Genomic DNA, 22,912 nt, shown 5'->3' with positions numbered 1-22,912 from the left:
AAGACCGTATCCAACATGCAGGAAGTGGCGGCGCGCGGCGGCAAGATCATCCTGATCACCGATGCCAAGGGCGCGGCGCAGGTCAGCGTCAAGACGATGGAGACGATCATCCTGCCCGACGTGCCGGAGATCATCTCGCCAATCATCTACGCGCTGCCGATCCAGATGCTGGCCTATTACGCAGCCGTCTTCATGGGCACCGACGTCGACCAGCCGCGCAATCTGGCGAAATCGGTGACGGTGGAGTAGGGCGGATGGCTAATCGTCTCCGCCCAGAAGAGGTGGCCAATGAGTCGGCAATTGGGACGAAGCCCTCGCGATCGAAGCTGCATTTTTCGTCGATCACAGGTAAATGGGCCAGTTGCGCTCTTGAGGTTTTCATCGTCGCGATGATCAGCCTTTTGCTGGCCAGCGCCGTCGGCCTGATGGTCCCCATTTTGTTCATAGGTCGAGCCTAGCGAGCGCAGGGAATGTCCTTCGTCCGTTCGAACGAAGACAAGTAGGGAGACAGGGATAAAATTCGTCTCACGCGGCATTTAGCGCCGTGGCCCGCAGTAAGTGGAAAATACAATGGCGGTGAGGGCCGTGGTTGATGAGTTTCAGCGATGGTCTATGCGCAGAATACCAAATCGAAGCGTCTCCGCTATGACTTCACTTTCATTAATCGACGCCTATTGATTTTATCCCGAGGGAGACGCAGGGCATCGCGTGGCGCTATGTCTCTTTTCGTCCCGCTAACCCTCATTCTGCTGGTTGCATCTCCAGCGTACAGTCAGTTGGCCCCGGAAGCGTCAACAGCCGGCACAGCTAACGACAACTCGTCGATCGTGGTTTTGGACCACACCGATTTCGAGAAAGAACCGGGCAACACGCAAACGGGCGTGTCGGGATCCCCTGCATCCAGTGCGGTCCTCGGTGAAGCGCAGGCATCCAAGGATGCACACACCTCGCTCGACGAGAATGTGGAAGGGTTGCGCCGCGAGTTGGCCACAGCACGAGCGGAGCTCGCCAAGCAAGCTCAGGCCTTAAAAGCACAGCAGCAAACAGACGAAGCGCTCTCGCACAGTTTGGAGACGGCGCAACGTGTTATCGAAAATCTCCGGGCGGCAGCCACTCTCTCTGAAAGCGCGGACAACAGCGTGCCAGGAGCCAACCCCTCCATGGAAGCCACCGAGGCTCCTGCAAAGCAAGCGCTTGAGGACGAGCGCCAGAAGGTTGCGCTCTTGAAGCAACAACTTTCCACGGCTTATCAAACGATCGATGCTCTCAAGACAGGCGCAAATCTGGCCGCAGTCGAGCAGGCCAGCGCCGAAAAGGACCGCCAAGTGGCCGAAGCCGCTTCCAAGCAGGCTGGGGAAGCACTCAAACTGGAACGCGAACGAGCAGACTCAGCCACAAGTGAGCTCGACTCTGTTCGGAAGGAACGCGATGCGTTGAGGCAGCAATCGACTGTGTTGAGTGCGGCGCTGGACCAGGAGCGTGAAAGGTCTAACGGTTTGGCCCGCAGCCTCAGTGCCGCGCGTGAGACAATTGACATCTTCAAGGATAAGCGTCGCATTACAGCATTGCAGCGCGCGCCGAAAGTACGCGCCCCAGCGGGTGAGCTTGCAGCTAAATTACCGCGCTCAGGGGCAACCCGTAAACCGCGCTCGCAGGAGAAACAGAAGGAAAAGGGCCAGGACCCATCGCAATCGGAGGTGCTGGCTACCATCGATCTTCCCGCGGCATTGCTCCCAACGCGCCCCCCGAAAAAGCGCGGCCTGGGCCAGTGAGGACTAGGGAGCGAAATGTATGCCGCACGGGAGCATGACAATGAAAAATTGCGTCGTGGCCGCATTGATGACCGGAATGGCGGCCGCGCCTGCCTCGGCTTTTGACACCGGCGTCGGCGGCATCGGACTCGGCGCAGGGGTGAGCGGCGGTAGGCAAGGCACATCAGTGGGGGTGGGCGCGAACGTCGGCGGTCTCGGGATCGGTGCTGGAGTGAGCACTGGTGCGCAAGGCACGTCTGTGGGGGTAAGCACGAGCGTCGACGGTGCGGGCGGAGCAAACGTTGGAGCTTCGGTTGGCGCAGGTGTCGGCGTCGGCGATGATGAGTCCGCCGAAAACCAATCGGCTACCGCTGCCGGTAGTCCGGCCGCAGTCTCGGCAGCGACTGCCAAGACCACCAGAAAGTCGATGGTTCTGCCGCCTGTCCTAAGGCCTTCCAAATCAGGGCGGGGCTTCACCAAAGGGTATCCCTTTGGATTTCTGGGACCACTGGAAGCGATTCCCGGGACGCCAGTTGCGGTCGTGCAAGCCTGCCGCTCGGCGGTCATGTCCGCTGCCAAGCCGCTTGGGGCCATCCGTGTCCGCGCGGCAAGCGCGGGTGCCTTGCGTCAACGCCGCGGTGCAATCTCGGCGCCGATCAACGTGCGAGTGGACTACGCAAGGCAAGGTGGCATCGAAGTCCGGCAGGCAAAGGTCAATTGCAGTCTCGATAGAGCAGGCAGGGTCACCGGAATAAAATAGACCCATGGCCTGTAAGGGCCACCATACAACGTTTTGCGGGTCGTTCGGCACGGCGCGCGGCGCCACGCTTGGCGATGACATGCCCCAAGTCCGATTTTTGGGAACCCGCCGCCTGATTAGACCTGGTGAACCTGAAGCCGCTTCTATCACGGATCATCCAATTCGTTGAAACCGCATGCTTTGCATCGGTACGCATGGTTCGGCTCCTCTTCGCGACGGAGCATCCTGACTGTGCCGCGTTCCACCCAACAGATTGGGCACGAGAAATTGCCTCCGTAGCGCGGCCGGTACACTTTCAGGCGCCCGTCCGCGAGATCCGCGGCCTTCAGTCGTTCGGACATCTCGGCAAGGCTTTTGTAGGCTTCGGCGATTTGAGTTCGCAGGGATTCTCGGTCGTTCGCTTGGGCGAGCGCTTGTTCCTTCGCGCGAAGAGTGAGTTTTTTGGCAAACCGCTCCATCATTCGCTGCCTGATCTACCTCGTCTCGGAGTGGAGATAGGGGTTGCTCGAAACAGGACGATAGGCCGTAAGGACTAGTTGATCCAATGTGAGCTTCAGCTAAATTTTATCTACGACGAGAATTCAAACCCCCCGTCAGCCTTTGATGAAATTCTCGCCCGCGGGCTCAAGCCGGCGGGCTTTTTTCATGTCCTTGCTGACCCCATCGAGCATCTTCAGCGCAGCACTTTTTTCTGCAGGCAGCACCAGCAAAGCGCGTTTATGAAAAGCCGAAGCTGGACAAGAAGGGCAGGCTGAAAGCTGTCACGGCTTCACCGCAGGCTTCTCCGGTAGTGCCGGCACAGCTGACGCCAACCTAAGGTATTGTTGAGTAACGCAACGCCTGCTGTCGATTGCCCTTCCTCGCGCACCGGCGGATTGGACTATGATAGGCGCATGCTCTGCATCTTTTGTTCGAAAAGCGCGAGCTTGCTCAAATAACCGATCCTAATCTTCGCGTTGCATCGGTCGCAGTTGAAGGTAGATATCACCTTCACCCAAGAGCCCTTCTTCACCATTACATGGGAGCAGTTGGGGCATTGAAATTCGAGGTACTCGTCCATCATTTCTTCGGAAATAGGCATGTGCCACTCCCCTCAGCGATTTACTGAAACTAAGTGGTGGCGGCCTTCCAGCCGAGCCACGAATGCGCGGCTCGAACCTTAACCTTGGGCAAAGGTTCCATCGCCCGGCTTCGGTCCTAAGGTGCAATAGACCAAAGTCCCAATATGCTTGTCGGAAGTCATTTAAGAGGTTCCAAGACCGTCGAGGATCGGCGGATTCGAAGTCGAAATCACGGGGCGTCTAACGGCACCGCTCGGTGGGAATGCCTCTCCCAACGGCGTCAAAGGAATATTGGGAAAGGTGGTAGCAGGAGAGCGCTACCGCCTTTCCCCATATCCAGAAGACGTGCGGTATTTTCTTCGTTGCCGCGCGTGACGGGACTGTCCATGCCGACAGGATTTCCCTGAACGGGAATACCTACCGCCGTCAAGCGCAGGGCCTCTATGCCCGTCTCTTCCCGCAGACTTTTTCGAATCCACAAGTGATGCGCACACCGGTATCGTTTATAAAAAACAATTGTTGACAATTAACTAAAACGGCGCGACGCTGGTCGAAATCCTCAGCCGGAAGCGCTTGAAATGCTCACATGCATCGTTGGTTGGTCGCACTCCAAATTCGGTAGGCTGGACGCCGGCCTGGAGGAGTTGATCGCAGGCGTGGCTGCCGACGCTATTGACGACGCCGGTCTGCGGGGCGATGAGATCGACGAAATTTTCGTCGGCACTTTTAATCCGGGCCTCGTCGAGCAGGACTTTGCCTCATCTCTCGTGCTGAACGGCAGCCCGGACCTGCGCTTCAAGCCGGCGACCAGGATCGAGAATGCCTGCGCTACCGGCTCGGCTGCCGTCTACCAGGCGGCCCGCGCCGTCGAATCGAAGCGGGCGCGCTTTGCCCTGGTGATCGGCGTGGAGAAGATGACGGCGCTGGACAGCGCGTCGGTCGGCCGGGCGCTGCTGAAGGCGAGTTATGTCGAGGAGACACGGTCAATCGAAGGAGGCTTTGCCGGCGTCTTCGGGCAGATAGCCTCTTCCTACTTCCAGAAATACGGCGACCAGTCCGACGCGCTGGCCGGGATCGCGGCCAAGAACCATCGCAACGCCGTCGCCAATCCGCTGGCGCACATGCGGCAGGATCTCGGTTTCGAATTCTGCCGAAACGTATCGGATCGCAATCCGGTCGTCGCCGGTCCGCTGAAGCGCACCGACTGCGCGCTGATTTCCGACGGTGCCGCAGCACTCGTTCTGACGGATGCCGCCACCGCGCTGCGCATGAAGAGGGCGGTCGCGCTGCGCGCGATGTGCCAGACCAGCGACTACCTGCAATTATCGAGACGGCCGGAGATCACCTCGTTCGAAGGCGCCGCGCGTGCCTGGTCCGGCGCGATGGGGCAGGCCGGCCTGACCAACCGCGATCTCGACTTCATCGAACTGCATGACTGCTTCACCATTTCGGAACTCATCCAGTACGAGGCGCTGGGCATCGCGGGGCGCGGCGAGGGCGCTCGCGCCATCATGGACGGCACCACCGAAATGACTGGCGAACTCCCGGTCAATCCGTCGGGCGGGCTGAAGGCCAGAGGTCATCCGGTCGGCGCCACCGGCGTCTCGATGCTGGTCAACGCCGCCATGCAGCTCACCGGCAGCGCGGGCGGCATGCAGATCAAGAACGCAGCGCTGGGTGGCGTCTTCAACATGGGCGGCGTCTCGGTTGCCAACTATGCCACCGTCCTCGAACCGCTCAGGTGAAGCGATGTCGACCTTCAACATCGGCCATTTCCTGACCCAGAACGCACGGCGCTTCGCCGATCGTCCGGGCGTCGTCGTTCCGGAGCGGACTCTTACCTGGTCGCAGGTCGACCAGCGGGTCAATCGTCTTGCTGGTGCACTGCTCAAATCCGGTATTCGTCCGGGTGACCGGATCATGGTCCAGGCGCGCAACAGCCACCGTGCCTTCGAGGTGAAATGGGCTTGCTTCAAGCTGGGCGCAGTCTGGGTCCCGGTCAATTTCCGGCTGACGCCGGCCGAGGTCGCTTACATGGCCGGGCACGCCTCGGCGTGCGCGACCGTCTTCGACAGCGAATTCGCCGCGCATTGTGAGGCCATGCGCGCCGCGCTGGACCCGGCGCCGCTGTCCGTCTGCCTTGACGCAGCGCTCGAAGGCAGCCTGGTCTACGAACAATTTCTCGCGGACGGCAGCGACAGCTTTGTCGAGGCGGATGTGGATCGGGACCAGCCGGCCTGGTTCTTCTACACATCGGGCACCACCGGCCGCCCCAAGGCCGCCGTGCTCACCCATGGCCAGTTGGCGTTTGTCGTTGCCAGCCATCTGGCGGACATGTTTCCCGGCACCAGCGAAAACGACGCCTCGCTCGTCATCACGCCGCTGTCGCACGGCGCCGGCGTTCATGCACTGGCACATGTGGCGCGCGGCGCGCCGCAGATCATCCTGACGGCCACCTCACTCGATCCCGAAACGGTCTGGAAGACGATCATGCGGCACAGGGTGACAAACTTCTTCGCCGTGCCGACTCTCCTCAAGACCCTCGTCGAGCACCCGTCCGTCGATCACTACGACCACAGTTCGCTGCGTCATGTGAACTACGGTGGTGCGCCAATGGCCCGCTCCGACCAGGCACTCGCCCTGGCCAAGCTGGGCAACGTCCTTGTCCAGCACTATGGCCTTGGCGAGTTCACCGCCAATATCACAGTGCTGTCACCCGGCCAGCACGAACCGGCCACGTCCGGCTCGCTGGACCATGCCGTGGGCAGCTGCGGGGTGCCTCGCACCGGCGTCGAGGTCGCGATCCTTGACACCGATGGCCAGCGCCTTGCTGCCGGCGAAACGGGAGAAATCTGCGCCCGTGGCCAGGCTGCCTTTGCCGGCTATCACAACGATCCGGAGGCGACTGCAAAAGCCTTCCGACACGGCTGGTTCTACACCGGCGATCTCGGCTTCCTCGACGAGCGTGGTTTTCTCCATATCACCGGCCGCGCCTCCGACATGTATATTTCCGGCGGGCTGAACGTCTATCCGCGCGAGATCGAAGAGGCGATCCTCGACGACGGGCGGATCACCGAAGCGGCGGTGGTCGGCATGCCGCATCCAAAATGGGGTGAATGCGGGGTGGCAGTGGTGGTGGTGAAAGCCGGCTGCGAGATTGCCGCGAGGGATGTCATCGACGGCCTCAACGGCCGCGTCGCAAGATACAAATTTCCCAACCAGGTGGTGTTCTGGCCGGAGCTGCCGAAGTCCGCCTATGGCAAGGTGCTGAAGCGGGAGATCATCAAAAGGCTCGCGGAAGAGCACGAGCGCGCGGCTTGACTGAGCAGAAGGTGGCGACAATGAAGATTAAAGGTCTGGATCATGTGGTGCTCACCGTCAGGGACATGGCGCAGACCATCGATTTCTACCGGCGTGTGCTCGGCATGCGCCATGTCGTGTTCGACGGCACCTACAATGCGCTGCATTTCGGCAACCAGAAGATCAACCTTCATCCGTATCGCGGCGAATATACGCCGCATGCCGACATTCCCGCGCCGGGGACGGGCGATCTGTGCCTCATCGCCGAAGGCGGCATCGACGACATCGTGCAGGAATTGGGTACGCTCAAGATTCCCATCGAGGTGGGGCCTGTCGATCAGACCGGCGCGAGCGGCGCGATGCGCTCGGTCTATTTTCGAGATCCAGACAGAAATCTCATTGAAGTTGCATGCTACACATCCTGACCCGCTTCCATTCAAGGCTCATTCCATGGCTCGTCCCAAACTGAATCGCAAACCCGCTCCGCAAATGGAGGTGACCCGCCGCAGTCTCGATGCGCAGGCCGCCGACAAATTGCGCGACGCGATCCTTACGGGTGTGTTTGCGCCCGGTGAGAAGTTGACGGAAGAGGTGATTGCTGACTCGTTCGGTCTCAGCCGTGGAACAATCCGCGCATCGCTGCGGCTTCTGGTTGCCGAAGGGCTGATCGTCCAGGAACCATACCGCGGCTACAGCGTGAGGTCGCTGACCTCTCGCGATGCCTGGGAGTTGTTCACGCTACGCAATGCATTGGAAGCCTTCGCTGCACGGCTGCTCGCCGAGACCATCACCGAAGAAAAGCGGGATCGGCTGGACCAAGCCTACGACAAGGTCGTGAAGGCGGTCTCGTCCGGCGTGCGGACGCGCGCGGTGGAAGCGGATTTCCAGCTTCACCTAACGATCGCCGAGCTTACCGAGCATTCCGCCCTGCAGGCACACTACGCACTGATCGCCGGCCAGGTCCGCCTCTACCAGTCCCTCGTCAGCAAGTTCCTTTCGCTGCAGGACTACATCGTCACCCATGAGTCCCTCATCGCGGCGATGCGGGAAGGCCGGGCTGGCGAGGCCGAGCGGCTTGCCGCGCAACACAACACCGCAGATGGCGAGCGTCTGGTTGAATGGCTCCGCGAGGCGGAGGGCCGATCCGACGACCGTATCCGCGGCGGCTCTGTCGGCCTCTCAGCGCCTTAGGAATGAACGAGAGGAGATACATCTTACGGCGAAATATTGTTAACAATGAACAATCAATCAACTAACCAAAAAAGGGGAATGATCATGTCAGTTAAGCGCAGTTTTCTGGTCACCGCGTCGCTTTGCGCCGCCGCAGCTTTTGCCTCGTCCGCCGCAAGTGCTGCCGATGAATCGCTCAGCCGGATCCAGGCGGCCAAGAAGGTCGTTGTCTGCTCATCCAACGACGTTCCATACGCCTACAAGAATCCGACCAGCGGCAAGGTGGAAGGTACGGACATCGACATGGTCCGTGCCATCTTCGAACCTCTGGGCGTGCCGGAAATCGAGCTTTATGAAGTGCCGATCTCTGGAATTATCTCGGCGCTGAACACCAGCCGCTGCGACCTGATCTCGGACAACATCGCGATCACCGTCAAGCGCTCCGAGCAGATCGTGTTCTCGGCGCCGATGTACCGCGCCGGGCAGGCGCTCGTGGTGCCCAAGGGCAATCCCGCGAAGATCAAGAGCGAGGCCGATTTCCCGGGCCACACAGTCGGATCCTATCTGGGAACCATCCAGCTCGACTGGCTGAACAAGATGGCGGCAGCCGACCCCTCCGTCACGGTCAAGGCCTATAAGAACATTCCGCAGATCCTCGCCGAGTTGCGCGCCGGGCGCCTGGATGCGGCCGCTTTCGACGACATGGTTGCGGCCGACGCGTTGAAGAACGATCGGACGCTGCCGGTCGAGATACTGAACTACAAGATGCCCATCGGCGACTATGCTGTGGGCGCCGGCTTCCGCAAGGACGACATTGCGCTCAGGCAGGCGTTCGACGAGCAGAACCGACTGCTCCAGCTTTCCGGTGGGCTGCGCAAGGTTCTCGAAAAGTGGGGCCTGCTTCCGGTCGAGCGGTATTTTCCGTTTCCGAACTGTTGCAGCTAAGCGCTGACAGGAGATCGCAATGAACGACGTGCTCGAGTTCCTGCCGGCGCTGCTAAGGGGTGCTGCCCTGACCGTCGGGATAACGATCGCGTCGATGGCGATTGCCCTTGTGCTGGGCCTTCTCATTGCGCTCGCACGCATGTCGCCCATCGGACCCGTCCGATGGGCGGTGGCGATCTATGTCGACTTCATCCGAGGCACGCCGCTGCTGCTGCAGCTTTTCTATATCTACTATGTGCTTCCCTATGTCGGCATCTACATACCGGCCCTGGTTGCCGGGATACTCGGCCTGTCGCTCAACTACGCGGCCTATCTCTCCGAGGTCTACCGCAGTGCCATATCGGCAATTGGCAAGGGGCAGGTCGAGGCTGCACGTTCGCTCGGCATGCGGCCGACACCCATCTTCCTGCTGGTAGTACTGCCGCAAGCCCTTCGGATCGCCATTCCGCCAATCGGAAACTACTTCATCGCCATGTTCAAGGACACCGCTCTGGTGGCGGTGATTTCGGTGAACGAGCTGATGTTCACAGCCGACCAGATCGCATCGACGACCTACAAATACCTGGAGGTCTATACGGCTGCCTTCGTCATTTATTTCATCGTCAGCTATCCGGCTTCGATGCTGATCCTGAAGATTGAAGATCGTATGAAACGCGCGCCCGCCGGCTGAGCCATTGTCGGATCGAAGCGAACTGCAACCTCCGTCTGGACATCGTCGCCTGCCGACAGCCAGCGTCTCAAGCGCACTCGCGCGGCCATGAAAGAGATTGAAATGAACAGGACACTCGGCTTGCACCCCGAAGGCATCGCCTTCATTGACAGCAGCTATGTTCCGATCGGAGAAGCGTCGATCCCGTTGATGGACTGGGGCTTCACCCGTGGCGATGCCTGCCAGGACACGGTTTCCGTTCGCAATGGCGCCTTCTTCAGGCTGCAGGATCATCTTGACCGCTTCGAACAATCCTGTGCCCGGCTGCGCTACACGATGCCTGTCGAGCGCAAGTCAATCGAGACGATCCTGAAATCCTGCGTTGAGATGACGGGATTGGCCAACGCGACAGTCCAGATGATCATGACACGCGGACTTGGCCCCTCCGGATCGCGCGATCCGCGCCTGTGCAAAAACAGGTTCATGGCCTTTTGCGTGCCGTTCGTGGTCGTCGCCAATGAAGAACAGCGCAAGCGCGGGCTCTCTGTCTGGGTTTCCAGCCGCTGGCGCCTGCCGCCGGACTCTGTTCCCTCGCAGATCAAGAACTACAACTGGATCGACTTCGTGCTCAGCCTCTACGACGCCTATGATGCCGGCTGCGAAACCTCGCTGATGAAGAACCATCTCGGCACCATAAGCGAAGGTCCCGGGTTCAATGTTTTCGCACTGACGGGCAAGGTCCTCTCTACACCAGGATACAATGTACTTGAGGGGATAACGCGTCGGTGCGTCATCGAGATCTGCCGTGAGATCGGACAGGCCGTCGAGGTGAGATCGATCTCCGAAAGCGACCTGACCGGCGCCGACGAGGTGTTCGCCTGCAGCACTGCCGGCGGCGTCATGCCGATCACCAGCGTCAACGGCAAACCGATCGGCGACGGAAAGCCAGGCTCTCTGACGACGAGGCTGGGAGAAATCTACTGGAGCAAACGCGATCAGGGCTGGCATGCAACGCCTGTAGACGAACTTTGACCCGGCTCGGATCAACTGCACGGCAGGCGCGCAGGACGCTAAGTTGAGTTTTGGCAGTTCGCCGCGTGCGTGCTCAGCAGTCTGCATGCTGCTGCGTTAGTTGTTACTTCGCCGACGAATAGGTCCGCCCAAGGCGCGTTTCGACGTCGGCCACAGTGCTCAGTGTGGCTGACGGTAGCGGATGCCAACGTAACCGATTGATCTTATTGATTAAGTGGTAGCGGGAGAGGGACTTGAACCCCCGACCCCAGGATTATGATTCCCGTGCTCTAACCAACTGAGCTACCCCGCCAGGGCGGCGAAAGGCCCGAAATCCACCTTAAATCGCAAGGCAGTTCGAGGCGTTCGCCAAGGTCGCGCGGATATAAGGTTGGGATGGCGAGCCTGTCAAGCATCGATGCGTCAGGCGCGCCGGCATATTGTCGCCCGAGAAAAGCTTTGCCGGGCAGACATCTGAGGCCAGAGCCTGTTCCATCCCGATGCAGTCGGGATGGGGCTCTAGTCTTTTGTTTGAGCATGGTCTCTGGACAAAACAGGTTCCCCGTTTGTCCGTGAAAACCGGTTCCCACTTTTCGGGACCATGCTCTTGTCGCCGGGGTTGAGTTCGGCGGGGCACGTCGCTATGTCTCGGCCAAGAAATCTAGAGTTTGAAGCTGATGAAGCCGCGCATTGCAGTCCTCGGTTGCGGATACTGGGGCAGCAACCACATCCGCACCCTCAAGGCGCTTGGCGCGCTGCATGCGGTTTCCGATGCCAATCGGGCGCGGGCCGAAGGTTTTGCCAGCGAGCAGGACTGCCTGGCGATCGAGCCGGATCAGCTGTTCGTGCGCGACGATATCGACGCCATCGTCATGGCGCTGCCGCCGCAATTCCATGCCGATCTCGCCGTACGCGCCGCTGAAGCCGGCAAGGATGTGCTGGTGGAAAAGCCGATTGCGCTGACGGTGCCTGATGCCGAACGCGCGGTGCAGGCGGCTAAGGATAATGGCCGCGTGTTCATGGTCGGTCATGTCTTGCGCTTCCATCCCGCCTTCGAGACGCTGAAGGCGCTGATCGACAATGGCGAGCTCGGTGAAGTCCGCTACATCCATTCGCACCGGCTCGGCCTCGGCAAATTCCACACTGAGAACGACGCGCTGTGGGATCTGGCGCCGCACGATCTGTCGATGATCCTGGCCATCACCGGGACCGAGCCGATCGAGGTGCGAGGCGAGGGGGCGGCACTGCTCGACAACCTCAGCGACTTCGCGCATCTGCATATGCGCTTCCCCAATGGATTGCGCAGCCATCTCTTCGCCTCGCGGCTCAACCCTTACCGCGAGCGGCGGCTGACCGTTGTCGGCACCAAGGCGATGGCGGTGTTCGACGATGTCGAGCCGTGGGAGCGCAAGCTTGCCGTCTACCGCCACGCAGTGTGGCAGGACAGCGGCCAGTGGGCCTTCACCACCAACGAACCATCCTATGTCGCGGTCGGCCAGGGCATGCCGCTGACGCGCGAACTAGAGCATTTCATCCAGTGCATCGAGACGCGCGCCGAGCCGCGCACCAGCGGCGAGGAAGCCATCAGGGTGCTGCGCATCCTGACGGCAGGCACGGTCACACACACCAAATCCTGAGACCGTTTGGAAATTCTACTCCGGCGGCCAACGGTCTCCGAGAAAAGTAGTGTTTACTCGGCGGGAACCTGCGCCGGCCGGGCGGCAAGCCGCGTCAGCATGGCTTCGGCCTCGGCGCCGCGCTCCGAACGCTCGATGAAGCCGCCACCGAAGACGCGGGCCTCGTTGCCGTCATCGGAATAGAGCACGCAGGCCTGTCCGGGCGCGATGCCGGACTCGCCGTCGACCAGTTCCACAAAGGTGCTGCCGGCGCGGTGATGCAGTACGGCCGGGCGCGGCGGCCGCGTCGAGCGGACCTTGGCGAACAGCTCCATGCCGGCGGCCGGGATGTCTGACAGCGCGCCATCGCCCAGCCAGTTCATGTTGCGCAGGTAGATCTTGTGCGTCTCCAGCGCCTCGCGCGGGCCGACAATGACGCGGGCCCGGTCGGCGTCGAGATGGACGACGTAGAGCGGCTCGCCCGACGCAATGCCGATGCCGCGGCGCTGGCCGATCGTGTAGCGCAATATGCCGTCATGGCGGCCAAGCACGCGGCCGTCGATATGAACGATATCGCCCGGGTTGGCGGCAGCCGGCTTCAGCTTGGCGATGATATCGGAATACTTGCCCTGCGGCACGAAGCAGATGTCCTGGCTGTCCTGCTTGGCGGCGACGGTCAGCCCCATCTCTTCGGCAATGGCGCGCACCGCGGGCTTCGACAGGCCGCCGAGCGGAAAGCGCAGATAGTCGATCTGCGCCTGCGTGGTGGCAAACAGGAAATAGCTCTGGTCGCGGTCTGCATCAACCGGCCGGAACAGCGCGCGGTGGGCGCCATTGGCGCCGGAGCGGATATAGTGGCCGGTGGCGAGCGCGTCGGCGCCAAGGTCCTTGGCGGTCGCCAGCAGATCCGCGAACTTCACCGTCTGATTGCAGGACACGCAGGGGATCGGCGTTTCGCCGGCGACATAGCTCTCGGCGAACGGATCGATCACCGCCTTGCGGAAGCGCTCTTCATAGTCGAGCACGTAATGCGGGATGCCCAATGTCTCGGAAACGCGGCGGGCGTCGTCAATATCCTGGCCGGCGCAGCACGAGCCGGCCCGATGCGTTGCCGCGCCATGGTCGTAGAGCTGCAGCGTGACGCCGACGACATCATAGCCTTCGCGCTTCAAAAGGCCTGCGACGACGGACGAATCGACACCGCCCGACATGGCGACGACGACGCGGGTGTTTTGCGGGCTGGCGGGAAGATCGAGGCTGTTCATGGTTCTTTCGTTCTGCGCGGCGCTTCAATGGCAGTGGCGCGAATATAGGTCAACCACATCGGCGGCGCCAGCTTTGCTGGGGCGCCGATTTCACGGGAAAATTGCGTGTCTCCCGGCCGTTCACTCAAATGCCGACGAAAAGACTAACGCGGCGTTCATGATCCTTACCTAGTCATTAGGGTTCGCTTAGGCAATTTTTAAAGCTGTGGCGGTAATGTGGTGGGGATTGGGTCTTTGAGTTTTTTGTAGAGAGTACGATGACCGATCTTGTTAGACCGCGAGTCAAATATGTTATCGGGCCTGACGGCAGCCCTCTTACGATTGCCGATCTGCCGCCGACGAATACACGTCGCTGGGTTATCCGGCGTAAGGCGGAAGTGGTTGCTGCGGTTCGCGGCGGGCTTTTGAGCCTCGACGAGGCATGCCAGCGCTACAAGCTGACCACCGAGGAATTCCTGTCCTGGCAAGCGTCGATCGACGAATACGGCCTTGCCGGACTGCGCACGACGCGCATTCAGCAATACCGGCACTAGAGCCAGGATCTCAACAGAAAAGGGCGCGGTAACCGCGCCCTTTTGCCTGTCTTGAGGGTTGTTTCAGACCGTCAGCACCACCTTGCCGATCGGCCTGGTGGCGAGAAAGGCGTGCGCCGCGCCCGCCTGTTCGAGCGGAAAGCTCTTTGCCACATGGACGGCAAGCTTTCCCGCGTCGACCAGTTTGCCAAGCTCAACGAGGCCTTCGCGGTCAGGCACCACGGACATGCGCTCGACGCGGATGTTTCGCGCCGCAGCCTTGGCCCGAGTGGTGTCGTGGACGTTGAGCAGCGACACCAGGACGCCGCCGTCCTTCAGGACTGTCAGCGATTGGTCGGCATGGTCGCCGCCCATCGGGTCCAGCACCAAATCGAGGTCGCGGACCTCGGCGGTAAAATCGCCCTTGGTGTAGTCGATGACCTCATCGGCGCCGAGCGAGCGGACGAAATCAAGTTTTCCCGGGCTGGCGGTGGCGATGACATAGGCGCCGCGCGCCTTGGCGATCTGCACCGCCAGATGCCCGACGCCTCCGGCCGCGGCATGGATGAGCACGCGCTGGCCGGGCTTCAGGCCACCATGGCGGACAAGGCCTTGCCAGGCGGTCAGGCCGGCCAGCGGCAGCGCGCCGGCGTGATCGTGATCGAGGATTCGCGGCTTTGGCGCGATTTCATCGGCCGGGGTGACGGCGAGTTCCGCATAGGCCGCGGCCTGCTTGGGGAAATGCGGCATGCCGAACACGGCGTCACCGACCTTGAGGCCACCGTTGACGCCCGGGCCTAGCGCCTCGACGGTGCCTGAAATATCCCAGCCGAGGGTGAAGGGCGGTTCGCCCAGCAATGGATAATTGCCGGCGCGTACCGAGCCATCGACCGGATTGATGCCGGCTGCGTGCACGCGGACCAGCACTTCGCCCGATTTGGGCGAGGGGGCGGGACGATCGGCGATGACGAGGACGTCGGGTCCGCCGACGGAATTCTGGATAACGGCACGCATGGCAAGCTCCTGCTTGGGTTCATATGCCACTATCATTTGGATAGTAATATTCTCTTGTCTAGTATGTACCTTTTCTATATATAGGTACCTCATGGATAGTGATAATGATTGCGGCGGCTATGATGCCTTCCAGCGGACATGCCCTTCGCACGCCGTGCTCGAAATGCTGGCCAGCAAATGGGTCTATCTGGTGGTTTGCGCATTGCGCCGCGGCCGGATGCGCAATGGCGAACTGGCGCGCAGGCTGGAAGGCATCACGCCCAAAATGCTGACGCAGACGCTGCGCATTCTCGAGCGGGACGGGTTGGTGCGGCGCGAAATCTTTCCGGTGATCCCGCCGCGGGTCGAATATGAATTGACGGAACTTGGCCAGAACCTGGCGGGGCTGCTCACCCAGATACGGTCCTGGTCGGAAGAGCATGTGCCCGACATCAAGGAAGCGCGGGCAAGGGCAGCGGCGAACCAGGAAGCAGAGTTGCAGGCACAGGCCTGAAGTTGCGGCCGCCTCGCGGCCAGATCAGCGGCGCCGGAGCCCTTTGGTGCGGCTACACTCAAGGCGCGGCGTCAGTTGCTGCCGGCTGGATCAGATACAGTCTTCAGCCGATCATGGCGCTGCGGCCGCCGAGTTCCGCATCGCGAATCTTGGTGTCGCGCGATTCCAGCATCTCGGCCTTGGAAAGCTCCGCTTCAGCTTCGCCGAGTAATGATTCGGCAGCGCTTCGCTGCTGGGCGAGGTCGCTTTGCGAGTTTCTGAGATTGTCGCGGCGCAGACGCGCCGCTTTGGCGAAGGTTGGATAGGCAAAATGACTGACGTCGGTGATGCCCGCCTTCTTTTCTTCGGCGGTGATCTGAAGCTCCAGTTCAACAGCCATGCGCTCGAACTCGGCGATCATCGTGTCGAGCTGCAGCAGCTGCCGCCGCTTCTCATTCACCTGAAACTGCTTCAGCCGAACGAGGTTTTCACGTGACTTCATGATTCGGTACTCCCGCAAACGCACACCTGCACATATCGTCCAATCCGCTCGCCAGGGCCTGGCGACACCCGTATCCACCGGCATTCCCCGAACTATGGGAAACAAATTCCTAAAGTTTTTTGCCGGCGGTAACCATTCGTTTACGGGCATTGTTAATCATAAGGGCGAGGACTTAAGGCCGGGTAAAAATTCCGGCTCCCGATACGGAAGCCGGCCAGCGAGTCCCTTGAGTCACTTAGTCCAACTTATTAATGTGTTGCATTAGCGATTTGGTTCTGTGATTCATCATTAGATTCAAGAGGGTGTAGAAAGCGGTTAAAAAATCTGGTACCGTTCTGGGTGCGGAATTAGGTTTTGTTAACCATTCGATGGCAGCCTTCTGTTCAGGCAATCACTGCTCCGGTCCCGGATGGGTCGTGACTTGGTCCGGCGGCAGAAAAGGGGAATGAAATGCGCGTTCTGCTGATAGAAGACGACAGTGCAACCGCTCAGAGCATCGAGCTGATGCTCAAATCCGAAAGTTTTAATGTTTATACGACCGACCTCGGCGAAGAAGGCGTCGATCTCGGGAAACTTTATGATTACGATATCATTCTTCTCGATCTCAACCTTCCCGACATGTCAGGCTACGAAGTCTTGCGGACACTTCGCCTCTCCAAGGTGAAGACGCCAATCCTGATCCTGTCCGGCATGGCCGGCATCGAAGACAAGGTGCGCGGCCTCGGCTTCGGCGCCGACGACTATATGACCAAGCCGTTCCACAAGGACGAGCTGGTCGCCCGCATTCACGCCATCGTGCGTCGCTCCAAGGGCCATGCCCAGTCGGTCATCACCACCGGCGACCTGGTGGTCAATCTCGATGCCAAGACCGTCGAAGTTGGTGGCCAGCGCGTGCATCTGACCGGCAAGGAATACCAGATGCTGGAGCTGCTCTCGCTGCGCAAGGGCACCACGCTGACCAAGGAAATGTTCCTCAACCACCTCTATGGCGGTATGGACGAACCGGAATTGAAGATCATCGACGTCTTCATCTGCAAGCTGCGCAAGAAGCTCGACGCTGCGTCCGGTGGCCAGAACTACATCGAAACGGTCTGGGGCCGTGGCTATGTGCTGCGCGAGCCGGAAGACATCCGCGTCAGCGCCTGACCGAATCATCTGATTGAGTTCAATGCAAAAAACCCGGCTCAGGCCGGGTTTTTTGCTGTCCTTCAGTTCGAGCACGAGCCGAATCAGGCGGCGACCTTCAGGGTACGAAAGCGTTCGAGCAGTTGCGGCCGGTTGAACGGCTTCAACAGATAGCCCTGGGCGCCGGCGCGCTTTGCCTTCATGATCGAGGCGACATCGACTTCGACCAACGAAATCAGGATCTGCGGCTTGATCGCGCTTTCCATGGCGCGGACCTGGCGGATGAGATCGACCGCCTGCATGTCCGGCAGGGCGCCGTCGACGACAATCACATCGGGCATCTCGGCAGCGCACATCTCGACCGCGTCAAGTCCGGTGGCCGCTTCGATCACCACCATGTCGGAGCCGCCAAGAATCCGTTTTGCGACCTTCCTGATCACACTCGAATCGTCAACAAACATGCAGCGCTTCATTTCCGGGTCCTCTTTGCCTTGGGGCGAACCGGCGGCATCCGGGGTATCGGGATGCACCTTAAGCCGATCTGGTAAAGAAGCCGAAAAGCCGTTAGGTAAAGTTTTTGCAAAAATGTCGTTTGCCCGCCGTGCCAGCCGACGCGTCGCCGACGAAGAAACTTGGCTGTTCTGAATTTCGGCCAAGCCCGCAAATATCAGCGGGAAAAGATACTTGACTTGTTCTTGGCGGTCGGCCGAGCCGGTAACGACTTCGGCTCGTCAGACCGCGGACAGCACGATCTCGTCGGCGGTCGCGTGGATCGAGATTGTCATGTTGGCCTCACGCGCAAGAAGCAGCGTGTAATAAGGCTGGACCGAATGGGCGTCGATCGGCTCCTCGGGCTTGTTGCCGGAATGGAGTTCGAGGAATTTTGGCGGCACACGCAGCATCGGGCCGCTTGCCGCAAGCGCAAAGCGCGGCTCGGTGTCGAGGTTTTCCAGTGTAACCACCAACTTGCCGCCGCGCGGGATGGCGGCGTTGGCGACGAGCAGCAAATTGAGCAGCAGCTTGACCTTGTTCTTGGGCAGCAGGGCGCGAACGCCGTTCCAGACCAGTTCCGGCTTCTCGTTCTTCAGGAACGCGATGGCGACGGCCTCGGCATCGCCGGTGTCGATCATCATGCCGGCCGAACCTGCGGCGCCGAAGGCAATGCGGGCGAACTGCAGCCGGGCCGAAGCGTTTTTGGCGCTCTGGCGAATCAGTTTCATGGCGTCTTCGTCGGCGCCGCCCTCGTCGAGGAGTTCAAGGCCGTTGTTGATGGCCCCAACCGGCGAAATGATGTCGTGGCAGACGCGGCTGCACAACAAGGCTGCGAGATCGGGTGCGGAGAGAGAGAAAAGCTCGGCCATCGGCAAAAATCCCTGCAAAAAATTCACATGCTGGTGGCCACGCGAGCGACCGCCGCGCCTCACCCACCCGAATCACGCTCTTTCCCCAGCGCTTCTGAATACACAGCGCCCGAGCGTGCAGCAACAAATCCACAATTCTCGTCAGCAAAAATGGCGTGTTTGCACAGGATGGGAGCCCGCACAGACGGTCAGACAGCCTTCGAACCGCCATGTTCATGTGGAAGGTTAATGGTTGAAAAAGGATTACGGCATAGTTTGCCCGTAACAGCCATCCTTAACGGCCGCCTAAAGAGCCGGACGGGGTGCGAGGTGTCGGCGAAAGTGCTCCCTGACGGAGATTGGAAGCATGGTTTCCCGATTCTACGACCGGACCTTTGTCCGTGTCTTCTTCATGGCGATTGCCCTCATGGGCGCTCTCGCCTTCTCAACCTCTGCGTCGCGGGCGCAGGAATACACCGCTCAGGAGATCGTCGATTCCGGCCACAAGTTCTTCGGCGCGACGTCGGGCGGTCTCGCCACCGTCGTCGAGAAGATTTTTGCCTCCTACGGCCTGCCCAATGGCTATCTGCTCGGCGAAGAGGGTTCTGGCGCGGTGATCGGCGGCCTGACCTATGGCGAAGGCACGCTCTACACCAAGAATGCCGGCGACCATAAGGTGTTCTGGCAAGGTCCGTCGCTCGGCTGGGATTTCGGCGGCGAGGGATCGCGGGTGATGATGCTCGTCTACAATCTCGACGACGTCAGCAATCTCTACAATCGGTTCGGCGGCGTCGCCGGTTCCGCCTATGTCGTGGCCGGCGTCGGCTTCAACGTGTTGCAGAACAACAGGGTGCTGCTGGTGCCGATCCGCACCGGCGTCGGCGCGCGGCTTGGCGTCAATCTCGGCTATCTGAAGCTGACGCAGAGGCCGACCTGGAATCCCTTCTGAGCGATTCCGACCACAGGTCGACCCGATCAACAGGTGCCGACCCGATCAAGCTGCGGCATACTCTTGCCGCAGCGCTGGATTTGCGTCATGCGAACATGGCAAAGTCCAGACTTGGCGGTTGTCGGCTAGCGACCCGCCTGTAACGGGTAGTCACCTTGGTTCAGTCGATCCTGTTCTTCGCCCTCGGCTTTCTGTGCGCCGGCTTTCTGGCGCTGTTGGTTGCGCCGGCCATCTGGCGGCGGGCGGTTGCGCTGACGCGCAGGCGTGTCGAGGCGTCGGTGCCGCGAACGCTGGCCGAGATCCAGGCCGACAAGGACAGCTTGCGGGCCGAGTTCGCCATGACGACGCGCCGGCTCGAAATCAGCGTCAAGACGCTGCGTGAGCAGGCCAATGAGCAACTCGTCGAAATCAGTCGCGGGCGCGAGGCGCTGAAAGGCCTGGCGGTCGAGCGCAAGGACAAGAAGCAGGCGCTTTTCGAGCTCGGAGAAAAAAACGAATTGCTGCTGCATCGCGAGCAGCAGATACAGCAGCTGACGGACAAGCTGGTGCAGGCCGAGCGCATGATGGAAAAGCGCGCGCTTGAGCTCGAAAAGCTCGAGCACATGTATGACGACGCCTCCTTCTCCTCCAGCAATCGTCAGATCGAACTGGTGGCGCGCGAATCGGAGTTGGAAAAGCTCGCCAACGACATTTCGGTGCTGCGCGGCCAGCGTAAGGAAGCCGAGAAGCGCCATCAGGAAGTCGTCGCCGAGAGCAAGGCCACGCGCGATTCTCTGAAAGCCGAGAAGAAGAGAACCGCCGATCTCGAGAAGAAGCTCGAGCGCCTGCTCGCCACGCTTGCCGATCGCGAGGACAAGCTCGATCGCCGCGAAAAGGAACTGGTCCGGCTTCGCGAACGGTTGAAGGGCGAGGCTGTGGGAGGCGCCGTGGCTGCTGGCCTTGTTGGCGCGCAAGACAATGCCCCCGCTGGTAATGAGGACGTCGACAAGGTGCTAGCCAAGCTCGAAGGCGATCGCGAGCGGCTGGAAGCCAGGCTGACGACGCTGGCCCGTGAGAACAGCCGGCTGAAGACGGAGCTTGGCGGTTCCGAAACCACGAGAAATGGCGATGACGGGCGCAGCGCCGGTGATGCGCTGCGCGAACAGATGAACACCTTGGCGGCAGAGGTGGTCAGCCTGACGGCCAAGCTCGAAGGACCCGATTCGCCGATCACCAAGGCGTTGGCTGCGCCGCAGGAAGCGCGATCGGGAACCATCAGCCTCGCCGATCGCGTGCGGGCGCTGCAAAAGGCAGATTCGGCGGGCTGAGCTTCAGGCCGCTGGCTTTCAAAAATCTTGAGCGGCTACCGACTTGGCAGTCGAAAAATGATGCAACGCGATGGCTGAGGCTGCAGCGACATTCAGGCTGTCGAACCCTTCAGACATCGCAATCCTCACCGTCCGCAGCCGGTCAAGCAGCCTCTCGGGCAGGCCTTCGCCTTCGGTGCCGAGATAGAGCGCCAGTCGTTTCGGTCTCGCGGCATTGCGAATGTCAGCCTCACCGCGCGGCGATAGAGCGACCTGGCCGAAGCCCAACTCGTCGAGCTTCGCGATGAAACCTTCAGTGTCGCTGAAGGAGGCGAAGGGAACTTTCAGCGCTGCGCCGACGGAGACGCGGATCGCCTTGCGATACAGCGGATCGCAACAGGTGGCGTCAATAAACACGGCATCGGCGCCGAAGGCGGCAGCGTTGCGGAAGATCGATCCCATATTGTCATGGTTGGCGATGCCGATGAGCACGACCATCAGCGCGTCGGCTGGCAAGGTGTCGAGCAAGGCCTCTGCGGGTTGCGGCGCGCCCTTGCTGCCGATCGCCAATATGCCGCGATGCATGTGGAAGCCGGCGATCCTGTCCATGACGTCGCTTTTCGCAACGTAAACCGGCAGGTCGGCAGGGGCCTTGCGCAGGATGTCGTCGAGCCCGGCCAGCCGGTTCTCCAGAACCAGGACCGACTCGGCGGCGAAGCGTCCGCCTGACAGCAGGACGTTCAGCACCACCTTGCCTTCGGCGACGAACCGGCCATGGCGGCCGGTGAGATCGCGTTCGCGGATGTCGAGATAGGCGGCGACCCGCGGATCGCGCGCGTCGTCGATCTGGATCGGACCCATCAATACCTCGGCCAGCGAAAAATCGTCAGCCAGGTAAGGAGCGATCGGAGCCGCAGGTCAAGTCCCGGCGCGGCGCAGACGCGTTGCCATCTGGGACAAGTCGCCGATCCCGAAAATGCCGTCCAGCATGCGCAGCAGCTCGCGCACGGCGTCCGACTTGCAGGAATAGTAGATCATCTGCCGGTCGCGGCGGGTCTCGACAAGATCGAGCGCCCTGAGCTTGGCCAGATGTTGCGACAAAGCGGACTGACTGAGCATCACCTTTTCGGCGATAGCGCCGACCGACATCTCACCGTCGGCCAGATAGCTCATGATCAAAAGCCGCTTTTCGTTGCCCATAAGGGTCAGAAACGTCGCCGCCGATTCGGCATTGGCGATTAATTTGGTAGAGACCATGCCCCATGTTTCCCTGCTCATCCGAACGCTATGGGGGCAAATAGCGTTGGGTGCTATAATTCAGCTGTGGATCGCGCTGCTGATTCAGCGCCGTATGAATCGTAGATCATTTCGCCCAAATCTCAAGACATGCTTTTGATTCATGACGATTATCCTTGCGTAGCCGGCATACGTCCGGTCTTGGCCATGTCGACAAGAACTGGCCGCAGGTCGCGCGCGGTCTTCAATGGTTGCGGAAAATAGACCCTGCAAACGGCGTCGCCCGATGCCAGATCCATGCCCTCGGCATCGAACCCCGTCATGGTCCAGCCATCACCTTCGGCCTTGGCAAAATGATGCGCATAGACAGCGATTGCGTCGAGATGGTCGGCATTCATGTGGTCGAGGGCGGACTGTTCGCTGGCGGCCAGCTCTTCGACGATCGGCCCATCGGTGATGAGATCGGCACGGCCCAGCAGATAGGCCCTGCCGAAACCGCCATTCAGGCTGGCGCGCTCCGGCTCGAGCCGGAAGATCGAGAAATCGCCGAGCCCGGAATAGAGCTTAGCCCTGGGATTGTGATTGAGATAGCGCCGCTCGGCGCGGGCATGCGCGCTCGATCCGCGCTCAAGCGGCTGGGCCCGGCAAACCAGCGTTATCCTGGGGTGCGCCAGCGGATCGCCCTTGCCGGGTTCGCCAACAAGCAGCGAGCAACGCGGCTCGGCAAGCATCGCCCCGGTGTGGGCGGAGAGCGCCGAGACAAGGATCAGCGGCGCGCCATCGGTGTCGGTGGCGACACCGACCCTGGAGGCCAGCGGCGAACCGGTCGAGGGCTCGATGACCGCCAGGGCGCCAAAGCTGGCGCTGCGGATCAAGGTTGTTGCCAGCCTGACCGCCTCGGCGTCCGTCGCGCGAATGACGTCCTTCTTCGGCTCGTTCAAAATGCTC

26 protein-coding genes and 1 tRNA gene are annotated in these 22,912 nt (G+C 60.8%); 17 read left to right on the top strand and 10 right to left on the bottom strand.

The window, feature by feature from the left end; translation table 11 throughout:
• The 4 genes from AC1DXM_RS29685 to AC1DXM_RS29670 form a co-directional block, all read left to right on the top strand.
• Positions 1 to 249, top strand: a 249-nt coding sequence (locus tag AC1DXM_RS29685; RefSeq protein WP_477238772.1) for an SIS domain-containing protein, incomplete at its 5' end; no start/stop codon positions are given.
• A 5-nt stretch (positions 250 to 254) separates the two neighbouring features.
• Positions 255 to 458: a hypothetical protein gene (locus tag AC1DXM_RS29680; protein ID WP_477238770.1), complete on the top strand. Its 204-nt coding sequence runs from the start codon at positions 255 to 257 to the stop codon at positions 456 to 458.
• Between the two features lie 147 nt (positions 459 to 605).
• A complete protein-coding gene (locus AC1DXM_RS29675) occupies positions 606 to 1,772 on the top strand; it encodes a hypothetical protein (RefSeq protein WP_477238768.1) in 1,167 nt (388 codons plus the stop codon).
• Positions 1,773 to 1,812: 40 nt separating this feature from the next.
• Complete coding sequence (locus AC1DXM_RS29670) at positions 1,813 to 2,511, top strand: hypothetical protein (protein WP_477238766.1); 699 nt, start codon at positions 1,813 to 1,815, stop codon at positions 2,509 to 2,511.
• A gap of 146 nt (positions 2,512 to 2,657) precedes the next feature.
• Here the strand turns inward: AC1DXM_RS29670 and AC1DXM_RS29665 are convergent, their stop codons facing one another.
• Positions 2,658 to 2,969, bottom strand: coding sequence for a hypothetical protein (locus tag AC1DXM_RS29665; RefSeq protein WP_477238764.1), 312 nt, complete (start codon positions 2,967 to 2,969; stop codon positions 2,658 to 2,660).
• Between the two features lie 1,181 nt (positions 2,970 to 4,150).
• Between AC1DXM_RS29665 and AC1DXM_RS29660 the strand changes: the two genes are divergently transcribed.
• The 7 genes from AC1DXM_RS29660 to AC1DXM_RS29630 all read left to right on the top strand — a co-directional run bounded on the left by AC1DXM_RS29660 (position 4,151) and on the right by AC1DXM_RS29630 (position 10,668).
• On the top strand, positions 4,151 to 5,317 hold the full coding sequence (locus AC1DXM_RS29660) for an acetyl-CoA acetyltransferase (protein WP_477238762.1): 1,167 nt from the start codon (positions 4,151 to 4,153) through the stop codon (positions 5,315 to 5,317).
• A 4-nt stretch (positions 5,318 to 5,321) separates the two neighbouring features.
• On the top strand, positions 5,322 to 6,893 hold the full coding sequence (locus tag AC1DXM_RS29655; RefSeq protein WP_477238760.1) for an AMP-binding protein: 1,572 nt from the start codon (positions 5,322 to 5,324) through the stop codon (positions 6,891 to 6,893).
• A gap of 20 nt (positions 6,894 to 6,913) precedes the next feature.
• Entirely contained in the window at positions 6,914 to 7,297 is a 384-nt protein-coding gene (locus AC1DXM_RS29650) for a VOC family protein (protein WP_477238758.1), read from the top strand.
• A 25-nt stretch (positions 7,298 to 7,322) separates the two neighbouring features.
• Complete coding sequence (locus tag AC1DXM_RS29645; protein ID WP_477238756.1) at positions 7,323 to 8,063, top strand: GntR family transcriptional regulator; 741 nt, start codon at positions 7,323 to 7,325, stop codon at positions 8,061 to 8,063.
• An 84-nt stretch (positions 8,064 to 8,147) separates the two neighbouring features.
• Positions 8,148 to 8,987 carry a substrate-binding periplasmic protein gene (locus tag AC1DXM_RS29640; protein ID WP_477238754.1) on the top strand — a complete coding sequence of 280 codons (840 nt, stop codon included), beginning with the start codon at positions 8,148 to 8,150 and terminating at the stop codon, positions 8,985 to 8,987.
• A 19-nt stretch (positions 8,988 to 9,006) separates the two neighbouring features.
• A complete protein-coding gene (gene ehuD / locus AC1DXM_RS29635; protein WP_095203550.1) occupies positions 9,007 to 9,657 on the top strand; it encodes an ectoine/hydroxyectoine ABC transporter permease subunit EhuD in 651 nt (216 codons plus the stop codon).
• A gap of 102 nt (positions 9,658 to 9,759) precedes the next feature.
• Positions 9,760 to 10,668, top strand: coding sequence for an aminotransferase class IV (locus tag AC1DXM_RS29630; protein ID WP_477238751.1), 909 nt, complete (start codon positions 9,760 to 9,762; stop codon positions 10,666 to 10,668).
• A 215-nt stretch (positions 10,669 to 10,883) separates the two neighbouring features.
• On the opposite strand, the gene AC1DXM_RS29625 is transcribed toward AC1DXM_RS29630, so the two are convergent.
• Positions 10,884 to 10,960: transfer RNA gene (locus tag AC1DXM_RS29625), tRNA-Met, on the bottom strand.
• 364 nt (positions 10,961 to 11,324) lie between these two features.
• Here AC1DXM_RS29625 and AC1DXM_RS29620 point away from each other — a divergent pair.
• Entirely contained in the window at positions 11,325 to 12,284 is a 960-nt protein-coding gene (locus AC1DXM_RS29620; RefSeq protein WP_477238749.1) for a Gfo/Idh/MocA family protein, read from the top strand.
• A 53-nt stretch (positions 12,285 to 12,337) separates the two neighbouring features.
• On the opposite strand, the gene mnmA is transcribed toward AC1DXM_RS29620, so the two are convergent.
• Positions 12,338 to 13,528 (bottom strand): tRNA 2-thiouridine(34) synthase MnmA, encoded by a 1,191-nt coding sequence (gene mnmA / locus AC1DXM_RS29615; protein ID WP_142869579.1) that lies wholly within the window; start codon positions 13,526 to 13,528, stop codon positions 12,338 to 12,340.
• Positions 13,529 to 13,785: 257 nt separating this feature from the next.
• Between mnmA and sciP the strand changes: the two genes are divergently transcribed.
• Complete coding sequence (gene sciP / locus AC1DXM_RS29610; protein ID WP_013529904.1) at positions 13,786 to 14,061, top strand: CtrA inhibitor SciP; 276 nt, start codon at positions 13,786 to 13,788, stop codon at positions 14,059 to 14,061.
• A gap of 63 nt (positions 14,062 to 14,124) precedes the next feature.
• Here sciP and AC1DXM_RS29605 read toward each other — a convergent pair whose 3' ends face one another.
• Positions 14,125 to 15,054, bottom strand: a complete 930-nt coding sequence (locus AC1DXM_RS29605; protein ID WP_477238746.1) for an NADP-dependent oxidoreductase — start codon at positions 15,052 to 15,054, stop codon at positions 14,125 to 14,127.
• Positions 15,055 to 15,145: 91 nt separating this feature from the next.
• On the opposite strand from AC1DXM_RS29605, the gene AC1DXM_RS29600 reads away from it, so the two are divergent.
• Positions 15,146 to 15,547 (top strand): winged helix-turn-helix transcriptional regulator, encoded by a 402-nt coding sequence (locus AC1DXM_RS29600; protein ID WP_477238744.1) that lies wholly within the window; start codon positions 15,146 to 15,148, stop codon positions 15,545 to 15,547.
• A 103-nt stretch (positions 15,548 to 15,650) separates the two neighbouring features.
• Here the strand turns inward: AC1DXM_RS29600 and AC1DXM_RS29595 are convergent, their stop codons facing one another.
• Entirely contained in the window at positions 15,651 to 16,028 is a 378-nt protein-coding gene (locus AC1DXM_RS29595; RefSeq protein WP_477238787.1) for a flagellar export protein FliJ, read from the bottom strand.
• A gap of 450 nt (positions 16,029 to 16,478) precedes the next feature.
• On the opposite strand from AC1DXM_RS29595, the gene ctrA reads away from it, so the two are divergent.
• Complete coding sequence (gene ctrA, locus AC1DXM_RS29590) at positions 16,479 to 17,174, top strand: response regulator transcription factor CtrA (RefSeq protein WP_006203583.1); 696 nt, start codon at positions 16,479 to 16,481, stop codon at positions 17,172 to 17,174.
• A gap of 83 nt (positions 17,175 to 17,257) precedes the next feature.
• Here the strand turns inward: ctrA and AC1DXM_RS29585 are convergent, their stop codons facing one another.
• Both AC1DXM_RS29585 and chpT read right to left on the bottom strand, forming a co-directional pair.
• Positions 17,258 to 17,626, bottom strand: a complete 369-nt coding sequence (locus tag AC1DXM_RS29585) for a response regulator transcription factor (protein ID WP_477238785.1) — start codon at positions 17,624 to 17,626, stop codon at positions 17,258 to 17,260.
• Between the two features lie 258 nt (positions 17,627 to 17,884).
• On the bottom strand, positions 17,885 to 18,514 hold the full coding sequence (gene chpT / locus AC1DXM_RS29580; RefSeq protein ID WP_477238742.1) for a histidine phosphotransferase ChpT: 630 nt from the start codon (positions 18,512 to 18,514) through the stop codon (positions 17,885 to 17,887).
• A 391-nt stretch (positions 18,515 to 18,905) separates the two neighbouring features.
• Here chpT and AC1DXM_RS29575 point away from each other — a divergent pair, with 391 nt between their 5' ends.
• Together AC1DXM_RS29575 and AC1DXM_RS29570 are read left to right on the top strand one after the other, a co-directional pair.
• Complete coding sequence (locus AC1DXM_RS29575; RefSeq protein ID WP_235984549.1) at positions 18,906 to 19,442, top strand: DUF1134 domain-containing protein; 537 nt, start codon at positions 18,906 to 18,908, stop codon at positions 19,440 to 19,442.
• A gap of 155 nt (positions 19,443 to 19,597) precedes the next feature.
• A complete protein-coding gene (locus AC1DXM_RS29570; RefSeq protein WP_477238740.1) occupies positions 19,598 to 20,749 on the top strand; it encodes a coiled-coil domain-containing protein in 1,152 nt (383 codons plus the stop codon).
• Between the two features lie 18 nt (positions 20,750 to 20,767).
• Here AC1DXM_RS29570 and AC1DXM_RS29565 read toward each other — a convergent pair whose 3' ends face one another.
• From AC1DXM_RS29565 to AC1DXM_RS29555, 3 genes are all read right to left on the bottom strand, one after another.
• Complete coding sequence (locus tag AC1DXM_RS29565; protein ID WP_477238738.1) at positions 20,768 to 21,589, bottom strand: TrmH family RNA methyltransferase; 822 nt, start codon at positions 21,587 to 21,589, stop codon at positions 20,768 to 20,770.
• A 57-nt stretch (positions 21,590 to 21,646) separates the two neighbouring features.
• Complete coding sequence (locus AC1DXM_RS29560; RefSeq protein WP_112561151.1) at positions 21,647 to 21,985, bottom strand: ArsR/SmtB family transcription factor; 339 nt, start codon at positions 21,983 to 21,985, stop codon at positions 21,647 to 21,649.
• Between the two features lie 149 nt (positions 21,986 to 22,134).
• Positions 22,135 to 22,905, bottom strand: coding sequence for a HugZ family pyridoxamine 5'-phosphate oxidase (locus tag AC1DXM_RS29555; RefSeq protein ID WP_477238782.1), 771 nt, complete (start codon positions 22,903 to 22,905; stop codon positions 22,135 to 22,137).
• Positions 22,906 to 22,912: the final 7 nt, after the last annotated feature.

It is taken from the genome of Mesorhizobium sp. P3_A2, from assembly GCF_056403115.1.
This window is presented reverse-complemented; position numbering and strand designations above follow the sequence as displayed.